The organism is Streptomyces sp. NPDC046197, from assembly GCF_040646295.1.
Taxonomy (GTDB): domain Bacteria; phylum Actinomycetota; class Actinomycetes; order Streptomycetales; family Streptomycetaceae; genus Streptomyces.
In genome coordinates this window covers 386,891-408,369 of sequence record NZ_JBEYZY010000003.1, presented here as the reverse complement: position 1 = coordinate 408,369, position 21,479 = coordinate 386,891, and the positions used below count along the sequence as shown (strand labels likewise).

The 21,479-nt window shown below is 72.0% G+C and carries 21 protein-coding genes; 13 read left to right on the top strand and 8 right to left on the bottom strand.

Going from position 1 to position 21,479, the window contains the following annotated elements; translation table 11 throughout:
* Positions 1 to 285 precede the first annotated feature (285 nt).
* The 4 genes from AB0A61_RS06995 (at position 286) to AB0A61_RS06980 (ending at position 3,989) form a co-directional block, all read left to right on the top strand.
* Entirely contained in the window at positions 286 to 1,455 is a 1,170-nt protein-coding gene (locus AB0A61_RS06995) for an ArsA-related P-loop ATPase (RefSeq protein WP_361287292.1), read from the top strand.
* A gap of 57 nt (positions 1,456 to 1,512) precedes the next feature.
* A complete protein-coding gene (locus AB0A61_RS06990) occupies positions 1,513 to 2,073 on the top strand; it encodes a DUF5304 domain-containing protein (RefSeq protein ID WP_361287289.1) in 561 nt (186 codons plus the stop codon).
* Between the two features lie 119 nt (positions 2,074 to 2,192).
* Positions 2,193 to 3,146, top strand: coding sequence for an ROK family glucokinase (locus AB0A61_RS06985; protein ID WP_361287286.1), 954 nt, complete (start codon positions 2,193 to 2,195; stop codon positions 3,144 to 3,146).
* Between the two features lie 84 nt (positions 3,147 to 3,230).
* A complete protein-coding gene (locus tag AB0A61_RS06980; RefSeq protein ID WP_361287283.1) occupies positions 3,231 to 3,989 on the top strand; it encodes an endonuclease/exonuclease/phosphatase family protein in 759 nt (252 codons plus the stop codon).
* Between the two features lie 28 nt (positions 3,990 to 4,017).
* On the opposite strand, the gene AB0A61_RS06975 is transcribed toward AB0A61_RS06980, so the two are convergent.
* Entirely contained in the window at positions 4,018 to 4,593 is a 576-nt protein-coding gene (locus tag AB0A61_RS06975) for a hypothetical protein (protein ID WP_361287280.1), read from the bottom strand.
* The gene (locus tag AB0A61_RS06970) at positions 4,586 to 5,365 is read right to left on the bottom strand and encodes an alpha/beta fold hydrolase (protein WP_361287277.1); all 780 of its coding nucleotides are present in this window, start codon (positions 5,363 to 5,365) and stop codon (positions 4,586 to 4,588) included. Before AB0A61_RS06970 ends, AB0A61_RS06975 begins: the two co-directional genes overlap by 8 nt.
* Before the next feature lie 176 nt (positions 5,366 to 5,541).
* Here AB0A61_RS06970 and AB0A61_RS06965 point away from each other — a divergent pair, with 176 nt between their 5' ends.
* From AB0A61_RS06965 to AB0A61_RS06945, 5 genes are all read left to right on the top strand, one after another.
* Positions 5,542 to 6,321, top strand: a complete 780-nt coding sequence (locus AB0A61_RS06965) for a lysophospholipid acyltransferase family protein (RefSeq protein ID WP_361287357.1) — start codon at positions 5,542 to 5,544, stop codon at positions 6,319 to 6,321.
* A 22-nt stretch (positions 6,322 to 6,343) separates the two neighbouring features.
* A complete protein-coding gene (locus tag AB0A61_RS06960) occupies positions 6,344 to 7,582 on the top strand; it encodes a DUF5931 domain-containing protein (protein ID WP_361287274.1) in 1,239 nt (412 codons plus the stop codon).
* The gene (locus AB0A61_RS06955) at positions 7,579 to 8,256 is read left to right on the top strand and encodes a response regulator transcription factor (RefSeq protein WP_361287271.1); all 678 of its coding nucleotides are present in this window, start codon (positions 7,579 to 7,581) and stop codon (positions 8,254 to 8,256) included. The genes AB0A61_RS06960 and AB0A61_RS06955 overlap by 4 nt, the downstream gene beginning before the upstream one ends.
* 163 nt (positions 8,257 to 8,419) lie before the next feature.
* On the top strand, positions 8,420 to 9,448 hold the full coding sequence (locus AB0A61_RS06950; protein ID WP_361287268.1) for a 6-phosphofructokinase: 1,029 nt from the start codon (positions 8,420 to 8,422) through the stop codon (positions 9,446 to 9,448).
* Positions 9,449 to 9,632: 184 nt separating this feature from the next.
* Positions 9,633 to 10,628 carry a 2-hydroxyacid dehydrogenase gene (locus AB0A61_RS06945; RefSeq protein ID WP_361287265.1) on the top strand — a complete coding sequence of 332 codons (996 nt, stop codon included), beginning with the start codon at positions 9,633 to 9,635 and terminating at the stop codon, positions 10,626 to 10,628.
* On the opposite strand, the gene AB0A61_RS06940 is transcribed toward AB0A61_RS06945, so the two are convergent.
* Both AB0A61_RS06940 and AB0A61_RS06935 read right to left on the bottom strand, forming a co-directional pair.
* On the bottom strand, positions 10,580 to 12,460 hold the full coding sequence (locus AB0A61_RS06940; protein ID WP_361287262.1) for an anthranilate synthase family protein: 1,881 nt from the start codon (positions 12,458 to 12,460) through the stop codon (positions 10,580 to 10,582). The genes AB0A61_RS06945 and AB0A61_RS06940 overlap by 49 nt on opposite strands.
* A 130-nt stretch (positions 12,461 to 12,590) precedes the next feature.
* Positions 12,591 to 12,653, bottom strand: coding sequence for a trp operon leader peptide (locus tag AB0A61_RS06935; RefSeq protein ID WP_361287354.1), 63 nt, complete (start codon positions 12,651 to 12,653; stop codon positions 12,591 to 12,593).
* A gap of 211 nt (positions 12,654 to 12,864) precedes the next feature.
* Here AB0A61_RS06935 and AB0A61_RS06930 point away from each other — a divergent pair, with 211 nt between their 5' ends.
* From AB0A61_RS06930 to AB0A61_RS06920, 3 genes are all read left to right on the top strand, one after another.
* Positions 12,865 to 14,100 (top strand): glycoside hydrolase domain-containing protein, encoded by a 1,236-nt coding sequence (locus AB0A61_RS06930; protein WP_361287259.1) that lies wholly within the window; start codon positions 12,865 to 12,867, stop codon positions 14,098 to 14,100.
* A gap of 46 nt (positions 14,101 to 14,146) precedes the next feature.
* Complete coding sequence (locus AB0A61_RS06925; RefSeq protein WP_361287256.1) at positions 14,147 to 15,499, top strand: class II 3-deoxy-7-phosphoheptulonate synthase; 1,353 nt, start codon at positions 14,147 to 14,149, stop codon at positions 15,497 to 15,499.
* Between the two features lie 179 nt (positions 15,500 to 15,678).
* Positions 15,679 to 15,933: a (2Fe-2S)-binding protein gene (locus AB0A61_RS06920; RefSeq protein ID WP_361287253.1), complete on the top strand. Its 255-nt coding sequence runs from the start codon at positions 15,679 to 15,681 to the stop codon at positions 15,931 to 15,933.
* Between the two features lie 217 nt (positions 15,934 to 16,150).
* On the opposite strand, the gene bfr is transcribed toward AB0A61_RS06920, so the two are convergent.
* Positions 16,151 to 16,669: a bacterioferritin gene (gene bfr / locus AB0A61_RS06915; protein WP_361287250.1), complete on the bottom strand. Its 519-nt coding sequence runs from the start codon at positions 16,667 to 16,669 to the stop codon at positions 16,151 to 16,153.
* A gap of 154 nt (positions 16,670 to 16,823) precedes the next feature.
* On the opposite strand from bfr, the gene AB0A61_RS06910 reads away from it, so the two are divergent.
* On the top strand, positions 16,824 to 17,468 hold the full coding sequence (locus tag AB0A61_RS06910; protein ID WP_361287247.1) for a sulfite oxidase-like oxidoreductase: 645 nt from the start codon (positions 16,824 to 16,826) through the stop codon (positions 17,466 to 17,468).
* Positions 17,469 to 17,474: 6 nt separating this feature from the next.
* Here AB0A61_RS06910 and AB0A61_RS06905 read toward each other — a convergent pair whose 3' ends face one another.
* The 3 genes from AB0A61_RS06905 to AB0A61_RS06895 form a co-directional block, all read right to left on the bottom strand.
* A complete protein-coding gene (locus tag AB0A61_RS06905; RefSeq protein ID WP_361287244.1) occupies positions 17,475 to 18,365 on the bottom strand; it encodes a deoxyribonuclease IV in 891 nt (296 codons plus the stop codon).
* 175 nt (positions 18,366 to 18,540) lie between these two features.
* Positions 18,541 to 20,484 carry a Stk1 family PASTA domain-containing Ser/Thr kinase gene (gene pknB / locus AB0A61_RS06900; RefSeq protein ID WP_361287241.1) on the bottom strand — a complete coding sequence of 648 codons (1,944 nt, stop codon included), beginning with the start codon at positions 20,482 to 20,484 and terminating at the stop codon, positions 18,541 to 18,543.
* Positions 20,485 to 20,684: 200 nt separating this feature from the next.
* Positions 20,685 to 21,479, bottom strand: coding sequence for a thiazole synthase (locus tag AB0A61_RS06895; RefSeq protein ID WP_361287238.1), 795 nt, complete (start codon positions 21,477 to 21,479; stop codon positions 20,685 to 20,687).

Genomic DNA, 21,479 nt, shown 5'->3' with positions numbered 1-21,479 from the left:
CGTGGGGGCGCGCGGGTTTCGAGACCTCGAACGCGCGGAGGCGCGAAGCGCTGAGCACGATCGAGGTCTCGACACCGGCTTGGGCGCCCCGTAGGCGACCGAGCCATCAAGCACGCGGCGCGAAGCGCTGAGCACGATCGAGGTCTCGGCACCGGCTTGGGCGCCCCGTAGGCGACCGAGCCATCAAGCACGCGGCGCGAAGCGCTGAGCACGATCGAGGTCTCGACACCGGCTTGGGCGCCCCGTAGGCGACCGAGCCATCAAACACAGCTACCGTTCACCGTCATGCGCACCCTCCTGATCACGGGCCCGGGCGGCAGTGGTCGTACGACCGTTGCCGCCGCGACCGCTCTGACCGCCGCCCGTGACGGCACCGACACTCTCGTTCTGAGTGCCGACCGCACGGACACCCTCGGTGCGGTGCTGGGCGTGCCGACGGGTGCGGCCCCGACCTCCGTCCTGCCCCACCTCACCGCATGGCGCCCCGACGCGGCCGCCGGTTTCCGGGACGACCTCGCCGCCTTCCAGGACCGCGCCGCGGGCGTCCTGGACCTGGTGGGCGCCTCCCGCCTGGACGCCGAGGAGGTCACGCCGCTGCCCGGCGCCGAGGAGCTCGCCCTGCTGCGCGCGCTGCGGGACGCGGCGCTCTCGGAGCGCTTCGAGTTGCTGGTCGTCGACCTGCCGCCCACCCCGCAGGCACTCGCCCTGCTCTCGCTCCCCGAGGAGCTGCGCCGCTATCTGCGCCGTCTCCTCCCGCCGGAGCGGCAGGCGGCCCGTGCCCTGCGCCCCGTCCTCGGCCGGCTGGCCGGTGTCCCCATGCCCGCGGAGTGGCTGTACGAGACGGCCGCCCGCTGGGACGCCGAGCTGGCCGCGGTGGAGGCCGTGCTCGCCGACCGCGGCACCGCCGTCCGCCTGGTCGCCGAGCCGGGCCCGGCCGGTGCCGACGCCGTCCGTGCGGCCGGCCTCGGCCTCGCCCTGCGCGCGCTGCCCGTCGAGTCCCTCGTCGCCGGCCGGGTGCTGCCCGAGGCCGCCGCGGACTCCTGGCTCGCGGGTCCCGTCGCCCAGCAGCGCAAGGCTCTCGACGAGTGGCAGGAGTCGTACCGCCTGCACCGGGCCGCCCACCTGGGCCGCGACCCGCGCGGACTGGACGACCTGGCCGCCCTCGGCATGCCCGGCGTCAACCCGGGAGCCGGCCCGGTCGGGTGGCCCGTCACCGACCGGCTCGCCGAGGACGGGGTGCTGGTGTGGCACCTGCCGTTGCCCGGCGCCATACGCGACGAGCTGGACCTCGTCCGGCGCGGGGACGAAATCGTCGTCACCGCCGGGCAGTTCCGCCGGATCGTCCCTCTGCCCTCGGCGCTGCGCCGCTGCACGGTCGACGGGGCCGCGCTGCGCGAGGACGAGCTGCGGATCCGGTTCCGCCCGGATCCGGGCCTGTGGCCGCGGGAGAGGTGAACCGGCTGCGCCCGTTCGGGTAACGTCGTAAGGACGAACCGTAGTCAGGAGCCCGCCATGAGCGAAGAACGCCCCACGTCCGAGGCGGCTCAGGAGGAGACCGTCGACGGTCGGGACTTCCCCCGTTCGAGTGAAGCCGCGAACCCGGGGGAGCGTCACGCCACCGACCCCGACGCGTGGGCCACGGCCTGTGCCGAGGACCTCGCGGCGGAGAAGGCGCGCCGGCGCGCCCACCAGAGCCCGCCTCCCGGATCGGCCGCCGAGGAGCTGCGCAGGCTCGTCGACACCGTCGCCGACAAGCTCTCGGCGCTCCAGTCCCCGCTGCTGGGCGCGGTCGCCGGACCCGCCGCCCAGCAGGTGGTGCGACAGGTGGTGGAGCAGGCGAAGGCCGCCGTTGAACCGGTGATGGAGCGCAACCCGGATGTCTTCGACCATCTCGCGGCGGCCGGCAGTGAGCTGCTCGCCGCCTACCGCTCGGCCGTGGCGGCCCAGGAGCGCCGGTGGACGTCCCGCGCCCAGGACCTGCGGAGCGAGCTGAGGGACGACCTCAGGCGCCTCGACGACCGCCGGGACCGGGGTGAGGGCACCGGCGGCAGCGAACGCATCGACCTGGACTGACAGCCCCTTGGGACCCTCCCGTCGGCTTTCGCCCGCCCGCCGGTCGGACGACGGAACCCCGACGGCAGGGCCTCGGGTACGGTTGGCCGTAGCGGGGCTCGACCGGAACTGAGGGATTCATGGGACTCACCATCGGCGTCGACATCGGCGGCACGAAGATCGCGGCCGGCGTGGTCGATGAGGAAGGCAGCATCCTCTCGACCTTCAAGGTGCCGACCCCCACCACGCCCGAGGCCATCGTGGATGCCATCGCCTCGGCGGTGGAGGGCGCACGCGCGGGGCACGAGATCGTCGGCGTGGGCATCGGCGCCGCCGGGTACGTGAACCGGCAGCGCTCGACGGTCTATTTCGCGCCCAACATCGACTGGCGGCAGGAGCCGCTGAAGGAGAAGGTCGAGGCCCGCGTCGGTCTTCCGGTCGTCGTGGAGAACGACGCGAACGCCGCGGCCTGGGGCGAGTACAAGTTCGGCGCGGGCAAGGGCCACCGCAACGTCATCTGCATCACGCTCGGCACCGGCCTGGGCGGCGGCATCATCATCGGCAACAAGCTGCGCCGCGGCCACTTCGGCGTCGCCGCGGAGTTCGGCCACATCCGGATGGTCCCCGACGGCCTCATGTGCGGTTGCGGCTCGCAGGGCTGCTGGGAGCAGTACGCGTCGGGCCGCGCGCTGGTGCGATACGCCAAGCAGCGCGCCAACGCCACTCCGGAGAACGCCGAGGTGCTGTTGTCGCTTGGCGACGGCACCCCGGACGGCATCGAGGGCAAGCACATCTCCATGGCCGCCCGCCAGGGCTGCCCGGTCGCCGTCGACTCCTACCGCGAGCTGGCCCGCTGGGCCGGCGCGGGCCTGGCCGACCTGGCCTCCCTCTTCGACCCGTCCGCCTTCATCGTCGGCGGCGGCCTGTCCGACGAGGGCGAGCTGGTCCTGGACCCGATCCGCAAGTCCTACAAGCGCTGGCTGGTCGGCGGCAACTGGCGCCCGGTCGCCGACGTGATCGCCGCCGAGCTCGGCAACGAGGCCGGTCTGGTGGGCGCGGCCGACCTGGCCCGGGAGCCCGACCCGGTCATGTGACGCGGTCTTCGTACGGCAGCGCCCGCCGCGCCCCGACCGGGGACGGCGGGCGCTGCCGCAGGTGTGCGCGGGCCGTCCGGGCGTATGTTGATCGTCATGCTGCTGCCCAACTCCCGCACCGAATCCGATGGTTCCGCCGTCATCCGGGTCCTGAGCTACAACATCCGGTCGATGCGTGACGACACCGCGGCCCTGGCCCGGGTGTTCGGCGCCTGCGCCCCGGACCTGGTCCTGGTCCAGGAGGCCCCGCGCTTCTTTCGCTGGCGCAAGAAGCTGGCGCGGCTGGCGGCGGCCTCCGGGCTGGTGATCCTCACCGGCGGCGCCACGGCCGCCGGACCGGCGCTCCTGTGCTCGCTGCGGGCCACCGTCGAGCGCACCCAGGACGTGCTGCTCCCGCTCACCCCCGGCCTGCACCGGCGGGGTTTCGCCACGGCGGTCGTCCGGTTCGGGGGTGCCCGGCTCGGCGTGGTCGGCTGCCACCTCTCGCTCGACAGGGAGGAGCGGTACGAGCAGGGCGGGATGCTCCTGGACCGGCTCGCGGGGATGGGTGTGGAGCACGCGATCGCGGGCGGGGACCTCAACGAGCGGCCGGACGGGCCGACCTTCGAGCGGCTCGCCGCCGTCCTCCAGGACGGCTGGGCCACCGCTCCCCGGGGCGGTGAGTACACGTTCGCCTCCGGCCGGCCGTACCAGCGCATCGACGCGGTCTTCGCCACCCGGGGCATCGAGGTACTCGGCGCCGGTGTCCCGCTCGGGCACCCCGGTGTGGCGGAGACCGACCTGAGGGCGGCCACGGACCACCTTCCGGTCCTGGCCGCCCTCAGGGTGCCGGCGACGCCGTAGGGCCGCTTTTCGGACGACGCGGTGGGTCTCAGACCACCGCGCCCCGCCCCGGGTCGTCGTCGTCCTCGTCGTCCGCCTTCATACGGGTCACCAGCGTCGCGAAGCCGCCGAGGAAGCCGCCGATGCCGAGGGTGGCCAGCCACCAGGTCATGTCCCAGCCGAACAGGACGGCCAGCAGGAGCAGCACCGGGCCGCCGACCACCGCCAGCCAGGCGAATTTCGCGGTGGTGTCGGCGGTGGGCAGCGGCGGCGGCTCCGGCGGGACGAAGTGACCCTCGTCGTCCTCGTCGAAGTCGTCGTCGGACGGCTCGGGCGTGGTGTAGTCGCGCGGACCGGCGCCGATGCCGGGCGCGAAGGAGATCGAGCTGCCCAGCGGCCTCGCCGGGGCGGGCTCGTCCTGCCCGGGCTCCTCGTCGTTCGTCCAGGAGTCCGGCAGCGGCAGGTTCTCCACCCGCTTGAACGGCTTGTCCTCCGGCGGGTCCGGCGGCTCCTCGCCGTACCCGGCGACGATCGCCGCCCAGGCGGCCTCCTCGTCCAGGGGGGCGCCCTGCTCGTCCGGCTCGCGGTCCTCGCGGTTCTCGCGGTCGGAGTCGTGCTCAGCCACCGGCGGTCGTCCCTTCCTTTCCGACACTGGGTGCGAGCCGGCCGATGAAGGCGAAGCTCTCCTCGAAGATCCGGTCCGCGTCGTGGTCCAACGTCGCGACGTGGTAGCTCTGTTCCAGCAGGACCTCCGTCACGTCCGTGGAGGAGACCCGGCCGAGGATCCGGGCCGAGTCGGCCGGGGGCACCACGTGGTCCCGCGGGCTGCGCAGGAGCAGCAGCGGCTGTGTGACCTGCGGAAGCTCGCCGTCGACGAGCTTGAAGAAGTTCCTCAGCGAGTGCGCGGCGTGCAGCGGCACCCGGTCGTAGCCCAGCTCGGCGCTGCCCTCCCTGGCGATGTCGCTCGCGATCCCCTTCGTCGTGCGGACGAGGTGGCGGGCCACCGGGAGGGCGTACGCGGACAGGCCGTGCACCTTGCCGGCCGGGTTGACCACCGCGACGCCCTGCACCGTGGCCCCGTGCTTGGCGGCCAGCCGCAGTGCCAGGGCGCCGCCCATCGACAGGCCCGCCACGAACACCTGCGCGCAGCGCTCGCGCAGGATGCGCAGCTCGCGGTCCACCTCCGCGTACCAGTCCTGCCAGCCGGTGAGCTGCATGTCCTCCCAGCGGGTGCCGTGCCCGGGCAGCAGCGGCAGCGAGACCGTCAGGCCGCGCTCCGCGAGATACCGCGCCCAGGGGCGCAGCGACTGGGGGGAGCCGGTGAACCCGTGGCAGAGGAGCACGCCGACCTCCCCGCCCTCGTGGCGGAACGGCTCGGCTCCGGGCAGGACCGGCACGTCGGTCTCCTGTTCGCGAAGGGGGGACACGTCGCCTGCGGGTGCATCGTCGGTCGCAGGTACTTCACCGTACGCGACCGCACTGACACCGACCAGGGCCGTCGGCTCCTTTGACGGCGCTCCGGGTTATGGTCTGATCGACAGACACAGGAGGCACTCGGTTGTTGTACGGCGCGATGAAGGTCGCCATCGGGGGGCCGCTGAAGGTCGCCTTCCGGCCTTGGGTGGAGGGCCTGGAGAACATTCCGGCCGAGGGCCCCGCGATCCTGGCGAGCAATCACCTGTCCTTCTCGGACTCGTTCTTCCTGCCCGTGGTGCTCGACCGCAAGGTCACGTTCATCGCGAAGGCCGAGTACTTCACCACGCCCGGCGTGAAGGGCCGGCTGACCGCCGCGTTCTTCAAGGGCGTCGGGCAGCTGCCGGTGGACCGCTCCGGCGCGCGCGGGGCCGGTGAGGCGGCGGTGAAGAGCGGGATAGAGGTGATCGAACGCGGCGAGCTGTTCGGCATCTACCCGGAGGGCACCCGCTCGCCCGACGGCCGTCTCTACCGCGGCAAGCCCGGTGGTCTCGCGCGGGTGGCGCTGGCCACCGGTGCGCCGGTCATCCCGGTCGCCATGATCGACACGGAGAAGATCCAGCCGCCCGGGAAGATCGTCCCCAAGCTGATGCGGCCGGGCATCCGCATCGGCAGGCCGCTGGACTTCAACCGCTACCGGGGCATGGAGCACGACCGCTTCGTGCTGCGCGCGGTGACCGACGAGGTCATGTACGAGATCATGAAGCTCTCCGGCCAGGAGTACGTCGACATCTACGCGACCGCCGCCAAGCGGCAGATCGCGGAGGCGGCGAAGGCCGAGAAGGCGGCGAAGGCCGCGCTCGCGCAGGCGGAGAAGGAGCAGGCCGAGAAGGAGCAGGCCGAGAAGGAGCAGGCCGAGAAGGAGAAGAACGCGGACTAGGCGAAGCGTCGAGGGGGGGACAGTGGCCAGGCGCGAGCGGGTCATGAAGATGTCGGTCGAGCTGCCGCTGTGGCGTGCGCTGGCCGGTTACCGGGTGCTCACCATGTTCTACGCGGTCGGCCTGTTCGCCGGCGCCTACGACAGGTTTGCCCGCCCCGGGGTCGCCATCGCGTACTTCTGCGTGCTGTTCGTGTGGACCTTGGCCACCCTGCCCCAGGTGTCCAACGCCGCCCGCTGCACCAAACGCTTCCTCGTCCTGGACCTCGCCATGGCGCTCACCGGCATCCTCCTCACGCCCGTCGCCGACGCCCCCCAGCGGATCGCGGACGGCGGACCGACGCTGCCGTCGATCTGGACCGCCGGCGCCGTTCTGGCCTTCGCCATCAAGGGCGGCTGGCGCTGGGCGGCCGTCGCCTCCACCGCGGTCGCCGTCGCCAACCTGGTCGAGCGCGGCTCACCGGCCCGCGACACCGTGCACAACGTGGTCCTGGTCTGGGTCGCCTCCATCGCCATCGGTTACGTCGTCGAGGTCGCCCGCGCCTCCGAGCGCACCCTGGCCCGGGCCCTGGAGATCGAGGCCGCCACCCGCGAACGGGAGCGGCTCGCCCGGGACATCCACGACAGCGTGCTGCAGGTGCTGGCCATGGTGCAGCGGCGCGGTGCGGTGATCGGCGGCGAGGCCGCGGAACTGGGCCGGCTCGCGGGGGAGCAGGAGGTGGCACTGCGCACCCTGGTCTCCGGCGGACTGCTGCCGCTCCCTCGGGTGTCGCAGGACGCGGCCGAGGGCGCGCTCGCCGGGGTCGCCGGGGAGCACGACCGGTCGGCGCGGGACGGGGAGGCCGCGCCCGTCGACCTGCGCTCCCTGCTCGCCCGGTACGCCGGCTCGCGGGTGAGCCTGGCCGAACCCGGCGCCCCGGTGCTGCTGCCGCCCGCCGTGGCCGCAGAGGTGGCCGCAGCCGTCGGTGCGGCGCTGGACAACGTCCGCAGGCACGCGGGCGAGGGCGCCCGCGCCTGGATCCTGGTCGAGGACGAGCCGGGGTCGGTGGTCGTCACGGTGCGGGACGACGGGCCCGGCATCCCGGAGGGGCGGCTGGCCCAGGCCGAGGGCGAGGGGCGGCTCGGTGTGGCGCTGTCGATCCGGGGCCGGCTGCGCGACGTCGGCGGCACCGCGGAGCTGATCTCGGTGCCGGGCCAGGGCACGGAGGTCGAACTGAACGTACCGAAGAACGCCAAGAAGGCACGGGGGAAGGCGGAGCGATGAGTGAACAGCAGGTCCCGATCAGGGTCATGGTGGTCGACGACCACCCGATGTGGCGCGACGCGGTCGCCCGTGACCTGGCCGAGTCCGGCTTCGAGGTGGTCGCCACCGCGGGCGACGGCGAACAGGCGGTGCGCCGCGCCAGGGCCGCGGCGCCCGACGTCCTCGTCCTCGACCTCAATCTGCCCGCGAAGCCGGGCGTCCAGGTCTGCAAGGAACTCGTCGCCGCCAACCCGGCGTTGCGGGTGCTGGTCCTGTCCGCGAGCGGCGAGCACGCCGACGTCCTGGAAGCGGTCAAGTCGGGCGCGACGGGCTATCTGCTGAAGTCGGCGTCGACGGAGGAACTCCTGGACGCGGTGCGCCGCACGGCTGCCGGCGACCCGGTGTTCACGCCCGGCCTGGCCGGCCTGGTCCTCGGCGAGTACCGGCGCCTGGCCGCCGAGCCCGCGTCGGCCGTGGGCACCGACGAGCCGAACGCGCCCCGGCTCACCGAGCGGGAGACCGAGGTGCTGCGCCTGGTCGCCAAGGGCCTGAGCTACAAGCAGATCGCGGAGCGCCTGGTCATCTCCCACCGCACGGTCCAGAACCATGTGCAGAACACCCTCGGCAAGCTCCAGCTGCACAACCGGGTGGAGCTGGTGCGGTACGCCATCGAACGCGGGCTCGACGGCGAGTGACCCGGGTAAAGCTCCGCACCCGGTGCCGCCACCCTTTCGGGTGGAATTGCAGTGATCAACTACCCGACGGTTCACCGGAATTGACTCTCCCGCCCATGCCTGAGTGACGTGCGTCACCATTAGCGTGACCTTCACCAGGCAACCGCGGCGAAGGGACATTTCCATGCGGGTCGGAGTACTGACCGGAGGCGGCGACTGCCCCGGGCTCAACGCCGTCATCCGGGGCATCGTCCGCAAGGGCGTGCAGGAGTACGGCTATGACTTCGTCGGCTTCCGGGACGGCTGGCGAGGACCCCTCGAAGGCGACACGGTCCGCCTCGACATCCCCGCGGTGCGCGGCATCCTGCCCCGCGGCGGCACCATTCTCGGCTCCTCGCGGACCAACCCGCTCAAGCAGGAGAACGGCATCCGCCGCATCAAGGACAACCTCGCCAAGCTGGAGATCGAGGCGCTCATCGCGATCGGCGGCGAGGACACCCTCGGCGTGGCCGCCCGGCTGAGCGACGAGTACGGCATGCCCTGCGTCGGCGTACCGAAGACCATCGACAACGACCTGTCCGCCACCGACTACACCTTCGGCTTCGACACCGCGGTCGGCATCGCCACCGAGGCCATCGACCGGCTGCACACCACCGCCGAGTCCCACATGCGGGTCCTGGTCTGCGAGGTGATGGGTCGTCACGCCGGCTGGATCGCCCTGCACTCCGGTCTCGCCGGCGGTGCCAACGTCATCCTCATTCCCGAGCAGCGCTTCGACCTCGACCAGGTCTGCGCCTGGATCACCTCCCGCTTCAAGGCGTCGTACGCCCCGATCGTGGTCGTCGCGGAGGGCGCCATGCCGAAGGACGGCGACGTGGTGCTCAAGGACCAGTCGCTCGACTCCTTCGGGCATGTGCGGCTGTCCGGGGTGGGCGAGTGGCTGGCCAAGGAGATCGAGAAGCGCACCGGCAAGGAGGCCCGCACCACCGTGCTCGGGCACATCCAGCGCGGCGGCACCCCCAGCGCCTTCGACCGCTGGCTCGCCACCCGCTTCGGGCTGCACGCCATCGACTGCGTCCGCGACGGCGACTTCGGCAAGATGGTCGCCCTCCGCGGCACCGACATCGTCCGCGTCCCGATCGCAGAGGCCACCGCCAGGCTGAAGACGGTCGACCCGAAGCTCTACGAGGAGGTAGGGGTCTTCTTCGGCTGACCCGCGGCTGACCCCCGGATGACCCCCCGGGGCGCTCTCGACGCCGGTCGGGCACACACCGGCCCGTCCGGCGCTCGAGGACGCGCGGGGGTCCGGGACGGCAGCCCCAGGGGGCGCGGGCCACGCCGCACCGCCGTATATTCGCCCGTACCAGACAATTCCGGCGCAACCCTCCGGAGGGCTCGTGGAGATCCTGGCCTTCGGAGTGCACGCCGAAGAACGGCCCCTGATCGAGCGCGCCTTCCGGGACCACCACGAGGTCCGCTGCCTGGACGTCTCCCTCGACCGGGACACCGCGCCCATCGCCGCGGGCTACGAGGTCGTCTCCACCTGTGTCAACGCCGAGCTGGACGGGCGTGTCCTGGAAGTCCTGGTGGCCGGCGGGACACGGATGATCGCCCAGCGTTCCACCGGCTTCGACAACATCGACCTCCATGTCGCCGAGCGGCTGGGCATGACGGTCGCCCGGGTCTCGTCCTACTCGCCGTACGCGGTCGCCGAGTTCGCCTGGGCCCTCGCCCTGGCCGTCAACCGGCGGATCGTGCGCGCCGGCATCCGCACCCGTGACTTCGACTTCCGGCTCGGCGGCCTGATGGGCCGCGACCTGTACGGCCGCACCGCCGGGGTGCTCGGCACGGGCAGGATCGGCGAGGCCTTCGCCCGGATCGCCCACGGCTTCGGGATGCGGCTGCTGGGCTGGGACATCGCCGAGAGCCGGGCCTGCATGGAACTGGGCATGAAGTACGTCCACAAGGACCGGCTCCTCGCCGAGTCCGACCTGGTCTCCCTGCACGTTCCGCTGATGCCGGAGACACAGCACCTGATCGACGCGGACGCCCTGAAGACGATGAGGGACGACGCGATCCTGGTGAACACCAGCCCGGGCGGCCTGATCGACACCGAGGCCCTCGTCGCCGAACTGCGCGAGGGCCGCTTCAGCGGCGTCGGCCTCGACGTCTACGAGGCCGAGGCCGGCCTGTTCTTCGCCGACAGGTCCCTGGAGGCCGTCGAGGACGACACCCTGGCCCGCCTGGTCACCTTCCCGAACGTCCTCGTCACCTCGCACCAGGCCTACTACACCGAGGACGCCCTGGGACAGATCGTCGACACCACGGTGCGCAACGTCCTCGACTACCGGGCCGGCCGCCGCTCCGAGCACGTGCTGGTGGCGCCGAGCTGACCGACCAGCTCGCGCACGATGGCGGCACCGTTCAGCGTCAGGACCGACTCCGGGTGGAACTGGACGCCCGCGAAACCGGGTCCGCGCAGGGCGTGCACCTCACCGGACGCGCCGCGGGCGACCTCCACCTCGTGCGCGGCCAGCTCCGCCGCCGTCCCGTCGTCGCAGCGCGCCACGAAACTGTTGTAGAAGCCGACGGTCTCGCTGCGCCCGAACAGGTCGACCGTCGTCTGCGCACCCTGGTACGGCACCTCCTTGCGCACGATGTCCAGCCCCAGCTCGGCCGCGATCAGCTCGTGCCCGAGACAGACCCCGAGGACGCCGTGCCGGTGGGTCCTGATCAACTCGGCCGTCAGGGCGCGCAGCAGGCGCATCCTGGGGTCGCCGAGGTCGGCCGGGTCGCCCGGCCCGGGTCCGAGGACGACCGGTCCCTCGTGGGCGAGCACGGCGCCCGGCAACCCGGGCTCGTCGTAGCGCCGGACGGTGACGGTCAGGCCGCAGGAGCGCAGTACGTGGGCGAGCATCGCGGTGAAGGTGTCCTCGGCGTCGACCACCAGAGCGTCGCCGGTGAGCTCCCCCGACTGCTCCCGCATGCGCAGCCAGAACGGCGACAGACAGGCCCGGCGCCCGTCGAGCGCCGCGCGCACCCGGGGGTCGTCGGCGAGCCGGAGCCCGGAGTGCTCCGCGCGCGGCCGGGACGGCGCTACGCCCAGGGCCGCCAGCACTCCGGCCGCCTTGGCGTGCGTCTCCGCCACCTCGCCCGCCGGATCGGAGCCGCGCACCAGCGTGGCGCCGACCGGCACCCGCAGCCGCCCGGAGGCGTCGATGTCGGCGGTGCGGATGAGGATGGGGGAGTCGAGGGTCTGGGCGCCGCCGGAGTCCTTGCCGAGGAGGGCCAGCGCGCCCGCGTAGTAGCCGCGGCCGCCCACCTCGTGACGCTCGATGACCCGGCAGGCGTTCTGCACCGGCGAGCCGGTGACCGTGGCCGCGAACATGGTCTCCTTCAGCACCTCCCGCACGTCCAGGGAGGACCGGCCGCGCAGTTCGTACTCCGTGTGCGCGAGGTGCGCCATCTCCTTCAGCCGCGGTCCGACGACGACCCCGCCCATGTCCCCGACGGTGCACATCATCTTGAGCTCCTCGTCGACGACCATCGACAGCTCCTCGATCTCCTTGCCGTCGGCGAGGAACTCCAGCAGGTGCTCGGGCGTCGGCCCCTGGGCCGGGTAGCGGTACGTCCCGCTGATCGGGTTCATGACGACGGTGCCCCCGGACATCCTCACGTGCACCTCGGGGCTGGCGCCGACGAGGGTCCGGTCACCGGTGTGCACGACGAACGTCCAGTACGCGCCGCGTTCGCCCTCCAGCAGTCGCCGGAACAGCGCCAGGGCGTCGGCCCTGCCGAAGCCGGGGATCCGGCCCTCATAGGTGCGCCGGACGACGAAGTTGGCGCCCTCGCCCGCGCCGATCTCCTCGTGCAGCACGCGCCCGACGATCGCCGCGTACTCCTCGTCGGCGACGTCGAAGCCGCCGCCCTTTACGCGGACGTCGTGCGCGGGCAGCTGGGCCAGCGCCTCGGCGAGCGGGATCGCGTACGTCTCCTCGGGGATCAGCACCGCCAGTGGGGTGCCGTCGTCGCGGACGTCGAAGCCGCGCTCGCGGATCTGGCGGAAGGGCACGAGTGCGAGCCCCTCGTCGGGCAGGTCGGCGAGGCGGTCACGGGTGGTGACCGGGCCGACGAGCAGCTCCACCACGTCGGGTCCGTGCCCCGGGGTGCGGCGGCGGAGCAGGGCGAAGGGGCGGGAGTCGTGCGGCAGTTGTGCCAGATCCATTGGTTCCTCTTCCGTCGGTGTCGATCGATGCCGGTCGGTGCCGGTCGATGGCGGTGAGGAACGGCCGGGGTGCTGGAAACACCGAAGGCCGCCCCTCGGGCGGCCTTCGCGAAGTCTTCGGTACGCGCAGTCAGTGGGCCGCCGGACGAGCGGTCCACCACCAGTTCTGAGTCTGGGTCGAGTACGCGTGCATGCTGCACACCTTACCCCATCGCGCCCGTCGGCCCGTCGCCCATACGCACCACACGTCGGTTTCCGGCCGACTCACCGGGTGGAAGAAGGGCGTCCGTCACCCGCGAGTTGATCCCCACCCCGGTTTTCCGCAGCACCCGTGCCCGACCGAGGAGAGAGTCATTTCCGCATCACGCTCATCACGGCCGCGCCGCCGGATCGGACGGCGCGCCGTGCGCGCGCTCGCCGCGCTGACCGCCTGCGCGGCTCTTGGCGCCGGTTCGCCCGCCACCGCCCGTACCGCCACGGACGCCGGCGACAGGACCGTCGTCTACCGCGGCCACACCTTCACCGTCCCCGCCGACTGGGAGGTCGTCGACCTCGCCGCGGACCCGACGGCCTGCGTCCGCTTCGACCGGCACGCCGTCTACCTCGGCACACCGGGGGAGCGGCAGGACTGCCCCGCCCGTGTCGTCGGACGCACCGAGTCGCTCTGGCTGCAGCCCGGCACGGCGACCAAGAGCGCGGTGACCGAGAACCGTACGGACCGCGTCTACCGGGCGACCGCCAGCGGAATCGCCGTGACGGCTCCGTACGGTGTCGACCGGGTGGCGATCCAGCAGGTCCTGCGCAGCGCCGGGCTGCCGGTCGCCACCGCCCGCGCCGACCGGCAGGGCAGGTATCCGGCCGCCGTCACCGTCCCGACCGACGCCACCGCGTACCGGGGCAGGGGCTTCGACGCCTGCACCGCGCCGAGCCAGTCGGCCATGAACACCTGGAAGGCCCAGTCGCCCTACGCAGCGATCGGCATCTACATCGGCGGTGTGAACCGGGGCTGCAGCCAGCCGAAACTGACGGCCCAGTGGGTGCAGACGCAGTACACCAAAGGCTGGCGCTTCTTCCCGCTGTACGTCGGCCCGCAGCCCGACGCCGGCTCCGGCAGCTGCGACGACGACTGCGCCGCCATCACCGACCCGGCAGTGCAGGGCAGGGCGGCCGCCGAGGACGCGGTCGCCCAGGCCGCCGCGCTCGGGCTGGGCAAGGGGTCGGTGCTCTACAACAACCTGGAGAACTACACCCCGGGCGGAGCCGTCACCACACGGGTGCTCGGTTACCTGGCGGCCTGGACCGGGCGGCTGCACGAGCTCGGCTACCGCTCCGGCGCCTACGGCAGCGTCTCGTCCCTGGTCACCGACCTGGTCGCGCACGCCAAGACGACGACCCTGCCCGACGTGCTGTACTTCGCGCGCTGGAACGACGAGGACGGCACCACCGACGCGGTCCTCCCGGCCGGCATGTGGGCCGCCCAGCAGCGCATTCACCAGTACGCGGGGGAGAGGACCGAGACGTACGGCGGGGTGACCATCAGCATCGACCGCGACCGGCTGGACGTGGGACCGGCGTGTCACAGCCGGCGCGGCGACCTCCACCGCAGGTGTCCGCGATCGAGCACCATCCGTCTCAATTGATGAGCAGATGAAGGGACCCCGGACCCGACCACGTAATGTTTACGGGGTGACCGTGAACGCTAAGCCCAGCCTGAGCGCTGGCAACACCTGGCGAAACCTGCCCGCGGCGCAGCAGCCCGAGTACCCCGACGCCGAGGCTCTGCGCGCAGTGATCGCGGACCTCGAGTCGTATCCGCCGCTCGTCTTCGCGGGCGAGTGCGACCAGCTGCGCGCCCGGATGGCGGCCGTCGCCAGGGGAGAGGCGTTCCTCCTCCAGGGCGGCGACTGCGCCGAGGCGTTCGACGCGGTGTCCGCCGACCACATCCGCAACAAGCTCAAGACGCTGCTCCAGATGGGCGCCGTGCTGACGTACGCCGCCTCGGTGCCGGTGGTGAAGGTCGGCCGGATCGCCGGCCAGTACTCCAAGCCGCGCTCGAAGCCGACCGAGACCCGCGACGGCGTGACACTGCCGACCTACCGCGGCGACTCCGTCAACGGCTTCGACTTCACCGAAGAGGCCCGCGTCCCGGACCCCGAGCGGCTGAAGCGGATGTACCACGCCTCCGCCTCCACGCTGAACCTGGTGCGCGCCTTCACCACCGGCGGCTACGCCGACCTGCGCCAGGTGCACGCCTGGAACCAGGACTTCGTGCGGTCCTCGCCGTCGGGGCAGCGCTACGAGCAGCTGGCGCGGGAGATCGACAACGCGCTGAACTTCATGCACGCCTGCGGGGCGGACCCGGAGGAGTTCAAGACCGTCGAGTTCTACGCCTCGCACGAGGCGCTCCTGCTCGACTACGAGTCGGCGCTGACCCGCGTCGACTCGCGCACCGGGCGGCTGTACGACGTCTCGGCGCACATGGTGTGGATCGGTGAGCGCACCCGTCAGCTGGACGGCGCGCACATCGAGTTCGCCTCGAAGATCCGCAACCCGATCGGGATCAAGCTCGGCCCCACCACGACGCCGGAGGAGGCCCTCACCTACATCGAGCGCCTCGACCCCGAGCGCGAGCCGGGACGTCTCACCTTCATCGTCCGCATGGGCGCCGACAAGATCCGTGACAAGCTCCCGGAGCTGGTGGAGAAGGTCACGGCGTCCGGCGCGGCGGTGGCCTGGGTGACCGACCCGATGCACGGCAACACCTTCGAGGCGGCCTCCGGTCACAAGACCCGCCGCTTCGACGACGTGCTCGACGAGGTCAAGGGCTTCTTCGAGGTGCACAAGGCGCTGGGCACCCACCCCGGTGGCATCCACGTGGAGCTGACCGGCGACGACGTCACCGAGTGCGTCGGCGGCGGCGACGAGATCTTCGTCGACGACCTCCACCAGCGCTACGAGACGGCCTGCGACCCGCGGCTGAACCGCAGCCAGTCCCTGGACCTCGCGTTCCTCGTCGCCGAGATGTACCGCGACCAGTGACCGGGCCGCCCGTCACGGGTGGCTGAGACTCGTCGCGAGTGGCTGAGATGGGGCGCGGATCACACACGATCCGCGCCCTCTGTCACTTTCGCGGGCCCGACCCCACGGGTAAGGTTAGGTTTGCCTCACCGAGAAGTCGGGGCGGCGCCACTGAACGATCCCGGCGGGAGGTGAACCGCGTGTACGTCTGCAGTTGCTTCGGAGTCACCGAGCAGCAGGTCAAGCAGCACGCGGAGAACGGCGCCTGCACCCCCCGCCAGATAGCCTCGGCCTGCAAGGCCGGAACCGACTGCGGCGGATGTGTGCGCCGCATCCAGGCGCTGCTCGGGCGGGGCGCCTGCCCCCGCCGGGAGCCGCTCGACCAGGCCGCACCGGCACAGCTCACCCGCCGGACGCCCGCCACGCCCGCGACACGACTGGGCGACGCCGCCTAGCTAGGGGGTGTCGTTTGGATCAGCGCGGATCAGGCCGCGGCGCATGGTGCGGTGCATCGCAAGGCGGAGCACGACCCGCGTACCGGGCGTACTCGGGTGATGCGACAACGCGGCGAGGTGCCCTGCCAGGCGTCGCGGACCCGCGGTGATCCAAACGACACTCCCTGGGCCCTGCCGACTCGCTGTCCAGCGAAGCCAACCCGTCCGGACGGCACGCCTAGTGCGTCGAGGAGCCGCCCGTGCCGGGGCCCGAGGCGTCCGGCCGGCTCTGCTCGACGACCGTCGCGAGGTAGAGCGCCTCACCCAGCTTGTCGACCAGCTCCAGCTGGGTGTCCAGGTAGTCGATGTGGTGCTCCTCGTCGGCGAGGATCGCCTCGAAGGTGTTCGCGGACGTGATGTCGCCCTTGTTCCGCATCACCTCGACCCCCCGGCGCAGCCGGTCGATGGCCTCCACCTCGATCTGCCGGTCCGCCCGGAACATCTCGGCCACCGTCTGCCCGACCTGCACGTGGAAGAGCCGCTGGTAGTTGGGCAGGCCGTCGAGCAGCAGGATGCGGTCGGTCAGCAGCTCGGCGTGCCGCATCTCGTCGAAGGACTCCTCCCGCGTGTACCTGGCGAGCTTCGTCCACCCCTTGTGGTCCTGCAGCTTCGAGTGCAGGAAGTACTGGTTGATCGCGGTGAGCTCGGCGGTGAGCTGCTCGTTGAGCAGTTCGATGACCTCGGGGTCGCCTTGCATCGCGGTGGGCTCCTTCCGGGCAAATCCGGGCATATAGGGCCGCATGATGACATTGGTGTACGGGGTCGTCCAGTAAGTGCACGCTTAGTGTGAAATGCCCGATTCGACCCCGGGCTGGTCATGTGCACCCTCTCCGGTCTGTCAGGATGGAGCCATGGGTCAGCCGGTGGAGCGAGCATCAGGAGAGGTGTCCGGAGCAGCGGCACAGCCGGAGCTTCCGCCGGGGCAGCGACTGCAGCGGGGCTGGCCGGTCACGCACTACGGCCCGGTGCCCAAGTTCCGTCCCGAGCGCTGGGAGTTCCGGGTCTTCGGCGCCACCGCCGACGGGGAGAAGCACTGCTGGACGCACGAGGAGTTCACGGCCCTGCCGTACACCTCCGTGGTGGCCGACCTGCACTGCGTCACGAAGTTCAGCATGCTCGGCGCGGAATGGGGCGGCATCCCGGCCCGCGCGATCCTGGAGATCGCCCCGCCGGCACCGGAGGTCAGCCATGTGATGGTGTGGGCCGAGTACGGCTTCAGCTCCAACCTGCGCCTGTCCGACTTCGCCGCCGAGCGCACCCTGTTCGCCACCCACAAGGACGGCGAGCTGCTCACCGCCGAGCACGGCTTCCCGCTCCGCCTGATCGTCCCCCACCTGTACGCCTGGAAGGGCCCCAAGTGGGTGCGCGGCGTCGAGTACATGACCGCCGACCGCCGCGGCTTCTGGGAGGAACGCGGCTACCACAACATCGGCGACCCCTGGAAGGAGCAGCGTTACTCCTACCAGGAGGAACCCGGCGACGGCCCGGAACTGTGACCCGGGTCAGCCGTCCCTGAGCTTCTTCAGCCGCTCCACGTCCGCCGCGTGCCCCGCCTGACCGCCGGGCGTCTCGATGATCAGCGGCACTCCCTCGGTGGCGGGGTGGGTCATCAGGGCGCGGAAGGGGTCCTCGCCGATGTGGCCGGACCCGATGTTCTCGTGCCGGTCCTTGTGTGCGCCGACCACGTCCTTGGAGTCGTTGGCGTGGATCAGCTTCAGCCGCCCCTCGCCGACCGTGTCCACGAGCAGATCCAGCGTCTGGTGCATACCGCTCGGGCCGGTCAGGTCGTGCCCGGCGGCGAAGACGTGGCAGGTGTCCAGGCACACGCCCAGCCTGGGGTGCGCGTCCAGCGCCTCGAAGTACGGCCCGAAGTCCCAGGTGCGTGAACACAGCGAGGCGCCCTGGCCGGCGGTGGACTCCAGGAGCAGATACGGGTCGTCGTCATGGGTGAGCTCGTCGAGCAGCGGGAGCAGGTGCTCCCGGACCTGCTTCAACGCCACGGCCCGCTCCCGCCCCCCGGTCGCGCTCCCGGTGTGCACCACCACGCCCAGCGCGCCGATCTCCCGTCCACGCCGCAGCGAGTGCCGAAGCGACGCCACCGACCGTTCGACGGTCGCCTCCGTGTGAGAGCCGAAGTTGATCAGGTACGGGGCGTGGACATAGGCCGGGATCGACGCCTGCGCGCAGGCCGCCCGGAACTGCTCGTCCTGCCGCGGACTGCCGGCGGGCGTGGCCCAGCCGCGCGGATTGGCGACGAACACCTGCACGGTCTCGGCCTTCAGCTCGCGGGCGTAGGACAGACCCACGGAGTGGAGGCCTCCGGCGACCGGAACATGGCCGCCGATGGGGTTGCGGGACGGGCTGGGGGCGACGCGGGACTGCTGAGTGCTCACCCCCTCAGGGTGTCACGCACCCGTCGGTCCCCGGTCACCGGAGGGTGATCGCGGCCCGCCGGTGGCCGGGTGACCGGAGGATGGTCGCGACCCGCCGTCCCCGGACGACCGGAGGGTGATCGCGGTCCGCCGATGTCCTGTCACCGGACGGTGATCATGACCCGCCGACATCCTGTCACCGGATGGTGATCGTGACCGTCGAGCCCTTGGGCGCCTTGTCGCCGCCCTTCACCGACTGGCCCTTGACGGTGTCGCCGAACAGTCCGAGCAGACCGCGGTCCTCCTGGACCTTGAAGCCGGCGTTCTGCAGCGCCTTCTTCGCGTCGCCGACGCTGTCGCCGACCACGTCCGGCACCTCGACCATCTCCGGGCCCTTGGACAGCGTCAGCGTGACCGTGTCGCCGTCGGCGGCCTGGCTGTCGCCCGCCGGGGTCTGCTGGGCGACCTGCCCCTGGTCGAACTCGGAGTTCACCTGCTGCGGGGCGACGCTCACCTTCAGGCCCGCGTCCTCCAGGTCGGACTTCGCCTGGTCCAGAGCCTCGCCGGTGACGTCGGGCACGTCCACCGGGCGTCCCCTGCTGACCGTGAGTGCTATCGCCGAGCCGGCGTGCCGCTTGGTGCCCGCCGCGGGGTTGGTGCCGATCACGAAGCCCTTGGGGACGTCGTCGCTGAACGACTGGCCGACCATCCCCGGCTCCAGTCCGGCCTGCTTCAGCGCGTCCCGCGCCTTGTCCAGCCGGTAGCCGTGCAGGTCGGGGACCTGCACGGTCTCCGGGCCGTCGGAGAGGGTCAGCGTCACCGAGTCGTTGCTGCGGATACGGGCGCCGGCCCTGGGGTCCGTACTGATCACGGTGCCGCGCCGGACGGTGTCGCTGTAGGCGTGCTTGACCTGCTTGACCTCCAGCCCCGCCGTCTTCAGCCGGTCCCTGGCCTGTGCCTCGGTCTTCGCCAGCAGCGGTGGGACCGTCGTGAACTGCCCGGAGTTGATGTACCACACGCCCGCGCCGACCCCGAGGACCAGCAGCACCGCGGCGACGACGGTGACGAGACCGCGCCGGGGCCGGGCCGGCCGCCGCGCGGGCGGGGCCGGGGGAGTGTCCAGCCGGCTGGTGCGGTTGAGGGCCGCCTCCTGGTGGAAGGCCGCCTCCTCCTCGTCCTCGTTGACGGGCAACGGGCGCGGCATCGACAACGCGCGCGGGATCACGCTCGTCCGGTCGGCGGCGTTGTCGTGCTCCGCGGCGAGGGCCTGGGGCGGCACCCGGTCCAGCTGGTCCCCGGTGAGCGCCGCGCGTGCCTCGCGGACCTGGGCGAGCAGTGCCACGGCGTCGTGCGGCCGGACGTCGGGGGTGCGCGCGGTGGCCGCCGCGACCAGCTCGTCCAGCTCGTACGGCAGTCCCGGCACGGCGTCCGACGGGGGCGGTACGTCCTCGTGCAGATGCTGGTAGAGCACCTGCGCGGGCGTTTCCCCCTGGTGCGGCCTGCCGCCGCTCAGCATCTCGTAGAGGACGACCCCGCAGGCGTAGACGTCGACCCGCGGGTCTGCGGTGCCGTGCTCGATCTGCTCGGGGGCGAGGTAGGAGACGGTACCGAGGACGGCGCCGGTGGTGCTGGTGACCGTGTCCACGGCCCGCACCAGCCCGAAGTCGGCGACCTTGACCCGGCCGTCGTCCCCTATCAGGACGTTCTCGGGCTTCATGTCGCGGTGCACGAACCCGGCCCGGTGCGCGGCCCCGAGCGCGGCGAGCACCGGCTCCAGGATGTCCAGGGCCGCGCGCGGCTGCAGCGCCCCGCGCTCGCGCAGCACGTCCCGCAGGGTGCAGCCGGAGACGTACTCCATGGCGAGGTAGACGTACGACCCGTCGGTGCCCTGGTCGAAGACCTGCACGACGTTCGGGTGGGCCAGCCGGGCGACCGACTTGGCCTCCCGGATGAACCGCTCGACGAAGGAGCCGTCGGCCGCCAGCGCGGGGTGCATCACCTTGAGCGCGAGTACCCGGTCGAGGCGGGTGTCCAGGGCCCGGTAGACCGTGGCCATCCCACCGACCGCGATCCGCGCGTCGACGCGGTAACGGCCGTCGAGCACCTGCCCGACGAGAGGGTCCTGAAGGGTCGTATCCACGCAGGTGAGTCTACGAGCCACCACGGACACGCCCGGTCCTTCGGCCAGGATCGGGGCGGGACTGCAGCCGACCTGTGACGCTTCCCACCGGGCCCCCGGCGACGGGTGGTGCGCGGGTGGGAAACCAGGACGGCGGAACAGCGCCGGGTACCTGGAAGTGGAACAGCTCCGGTACCTGGAAGTGGAACAGCTCCGGGTACCTAGAAAGCGGGCCGCTCGGGGTCCAGCCGGGCCAGCCCCTCCGCAGGAGACGACGCCTCGGCGAGATACCGCCGCGGAATCCGCCCCGCCAGCCGGGCCAGCCTCCCCGCTTCCACCGCGTACCGCATCGCCTCGGCCATCCGGACCGGCTCCTGCGCCCGGGTCACCGCCGACGCCAGCATCACCCCCGCGCACCCCAGCTCCATGGCCAGCGCCACGTCCGAGGCCGTGCCGGCCCCGGCGTCCAGGATCACCGGCACGCGCGCGTGCTCCACGATCAGCTGGAAGTTGTGCGGATTGCGGATCCCGAGCCCGGACCCGATCGGCGACCCCAGCGGCATGATCGCTGCGCAGCCGACGTCCTCCAGCCTGCGCGCCAGCACCGGGTCGTCGTTCGTGTACGGCAGCACCGTGAACCCGTCGTCGACCAGGGTCTCGGCGGCGTCCAGCAGCTCGATCGGATCCGGCAGCAGGGTCCGCTCGTCGGCGATGACCTCCAGCTTGACCAGATCGGTGCCCAGCGCCTCCCGGGCCAGCCGGGCCGTGAGCACCGCCTCACCGGCGGTGAAGCAGCCGGCCGTGTTCGGCAGCACCCGGATCCCGAGCTTGTCCAGCACCGACAGCACCGACCCGTGCACGGCCGGGTCCACCCGCCGCATCGCGACCGTCGTCAGCTCCGTGCCCGAGGCGGTGAGCGACCGCTCCAGCACATCCAGGCTCGGCGCGCCTCCGGTGCCCATGATCAGCCGGGAGGTGAAGGTCGTACCACCCAGAACGAAGGGATCGTCGGCCAT

Coding starts and splice junctions, on each gene's coding strand:
- AB0A61_RS06995 (WP_361287292.1), top strand. CDS start 286: ATGCGCACCCTCCTGATCACGGGCCCGGGCGGCAGTGGTCGTACGACC.
- AB0A61_RS06990 (WP_361287289.1), top strand. CDS start 1,513: ATGAGCGAAGAACGCCCCACGTCCGAGGCGGCTCAGGAGGAGACCGTC.
- AB0A61_RS06985 (WP_361287286.1), top strand. CDS start 2,193: ATGGGACTCACCATCGGCGTCGACATCGGCGGCACGAAGATCGCGGCC.
- AB0A61_RS06980 (WP_361287283.1), top strand. CDS start 3,231: ATGTTGATCGTCATGCTGCTGCCCAACTCCCGCACCGAATCCGATGGT.
- AB0A61_RS06965 (WP_361287357.1), top strand. CDS start 5,542: ATGAAGGTCGCCATCGGGGGGCCGCTGAAGGTCGCCTTCCGGCCTTGG.
- AB0A61_RS06955 (WP_361287271.1), top strand. CDS start 7,579: ATGAGTGAACAGCAGGTCCCGATCAGGGTCATGGTGGTCGACGACCAC.
- AB0A61_RS06950 (WP_361287268.1), top strand. CDS start 8,420: ATGCGGGTCGGAGTACTGACCGGAGGCGGCGACTGCCCCGGGCTCAAC.
- AB0A61_RS06940 (WP_361287262.1), bottom strand. CDS start 12,460: ATGGATCTGGCACAACTGCCGCACGACTCCCGCCCCTTCGCCCTGCTC.
- bfr (WP_361287250.1), bottom strand. CDS start 16,669: ATGCAAGGCGACCCCGAGGTCATCGAACTGCTCAACGAGCAGCTCACC.
- AB0A61_RS06910 (WP_361287247.1), top strand. CDS start 16,824: ATGGGTCAGCCGGTGGAGCGAGCATCAGGAGAGGTGTCCGGAGCAGCG.
- AB0A61_RS06895 (WP_361287238.1), bottom strand. CDS start 21,479: ATGGCCGACGATCCCTTCGTTCTGGGTGGTACGACCTTCACCTCCCGG.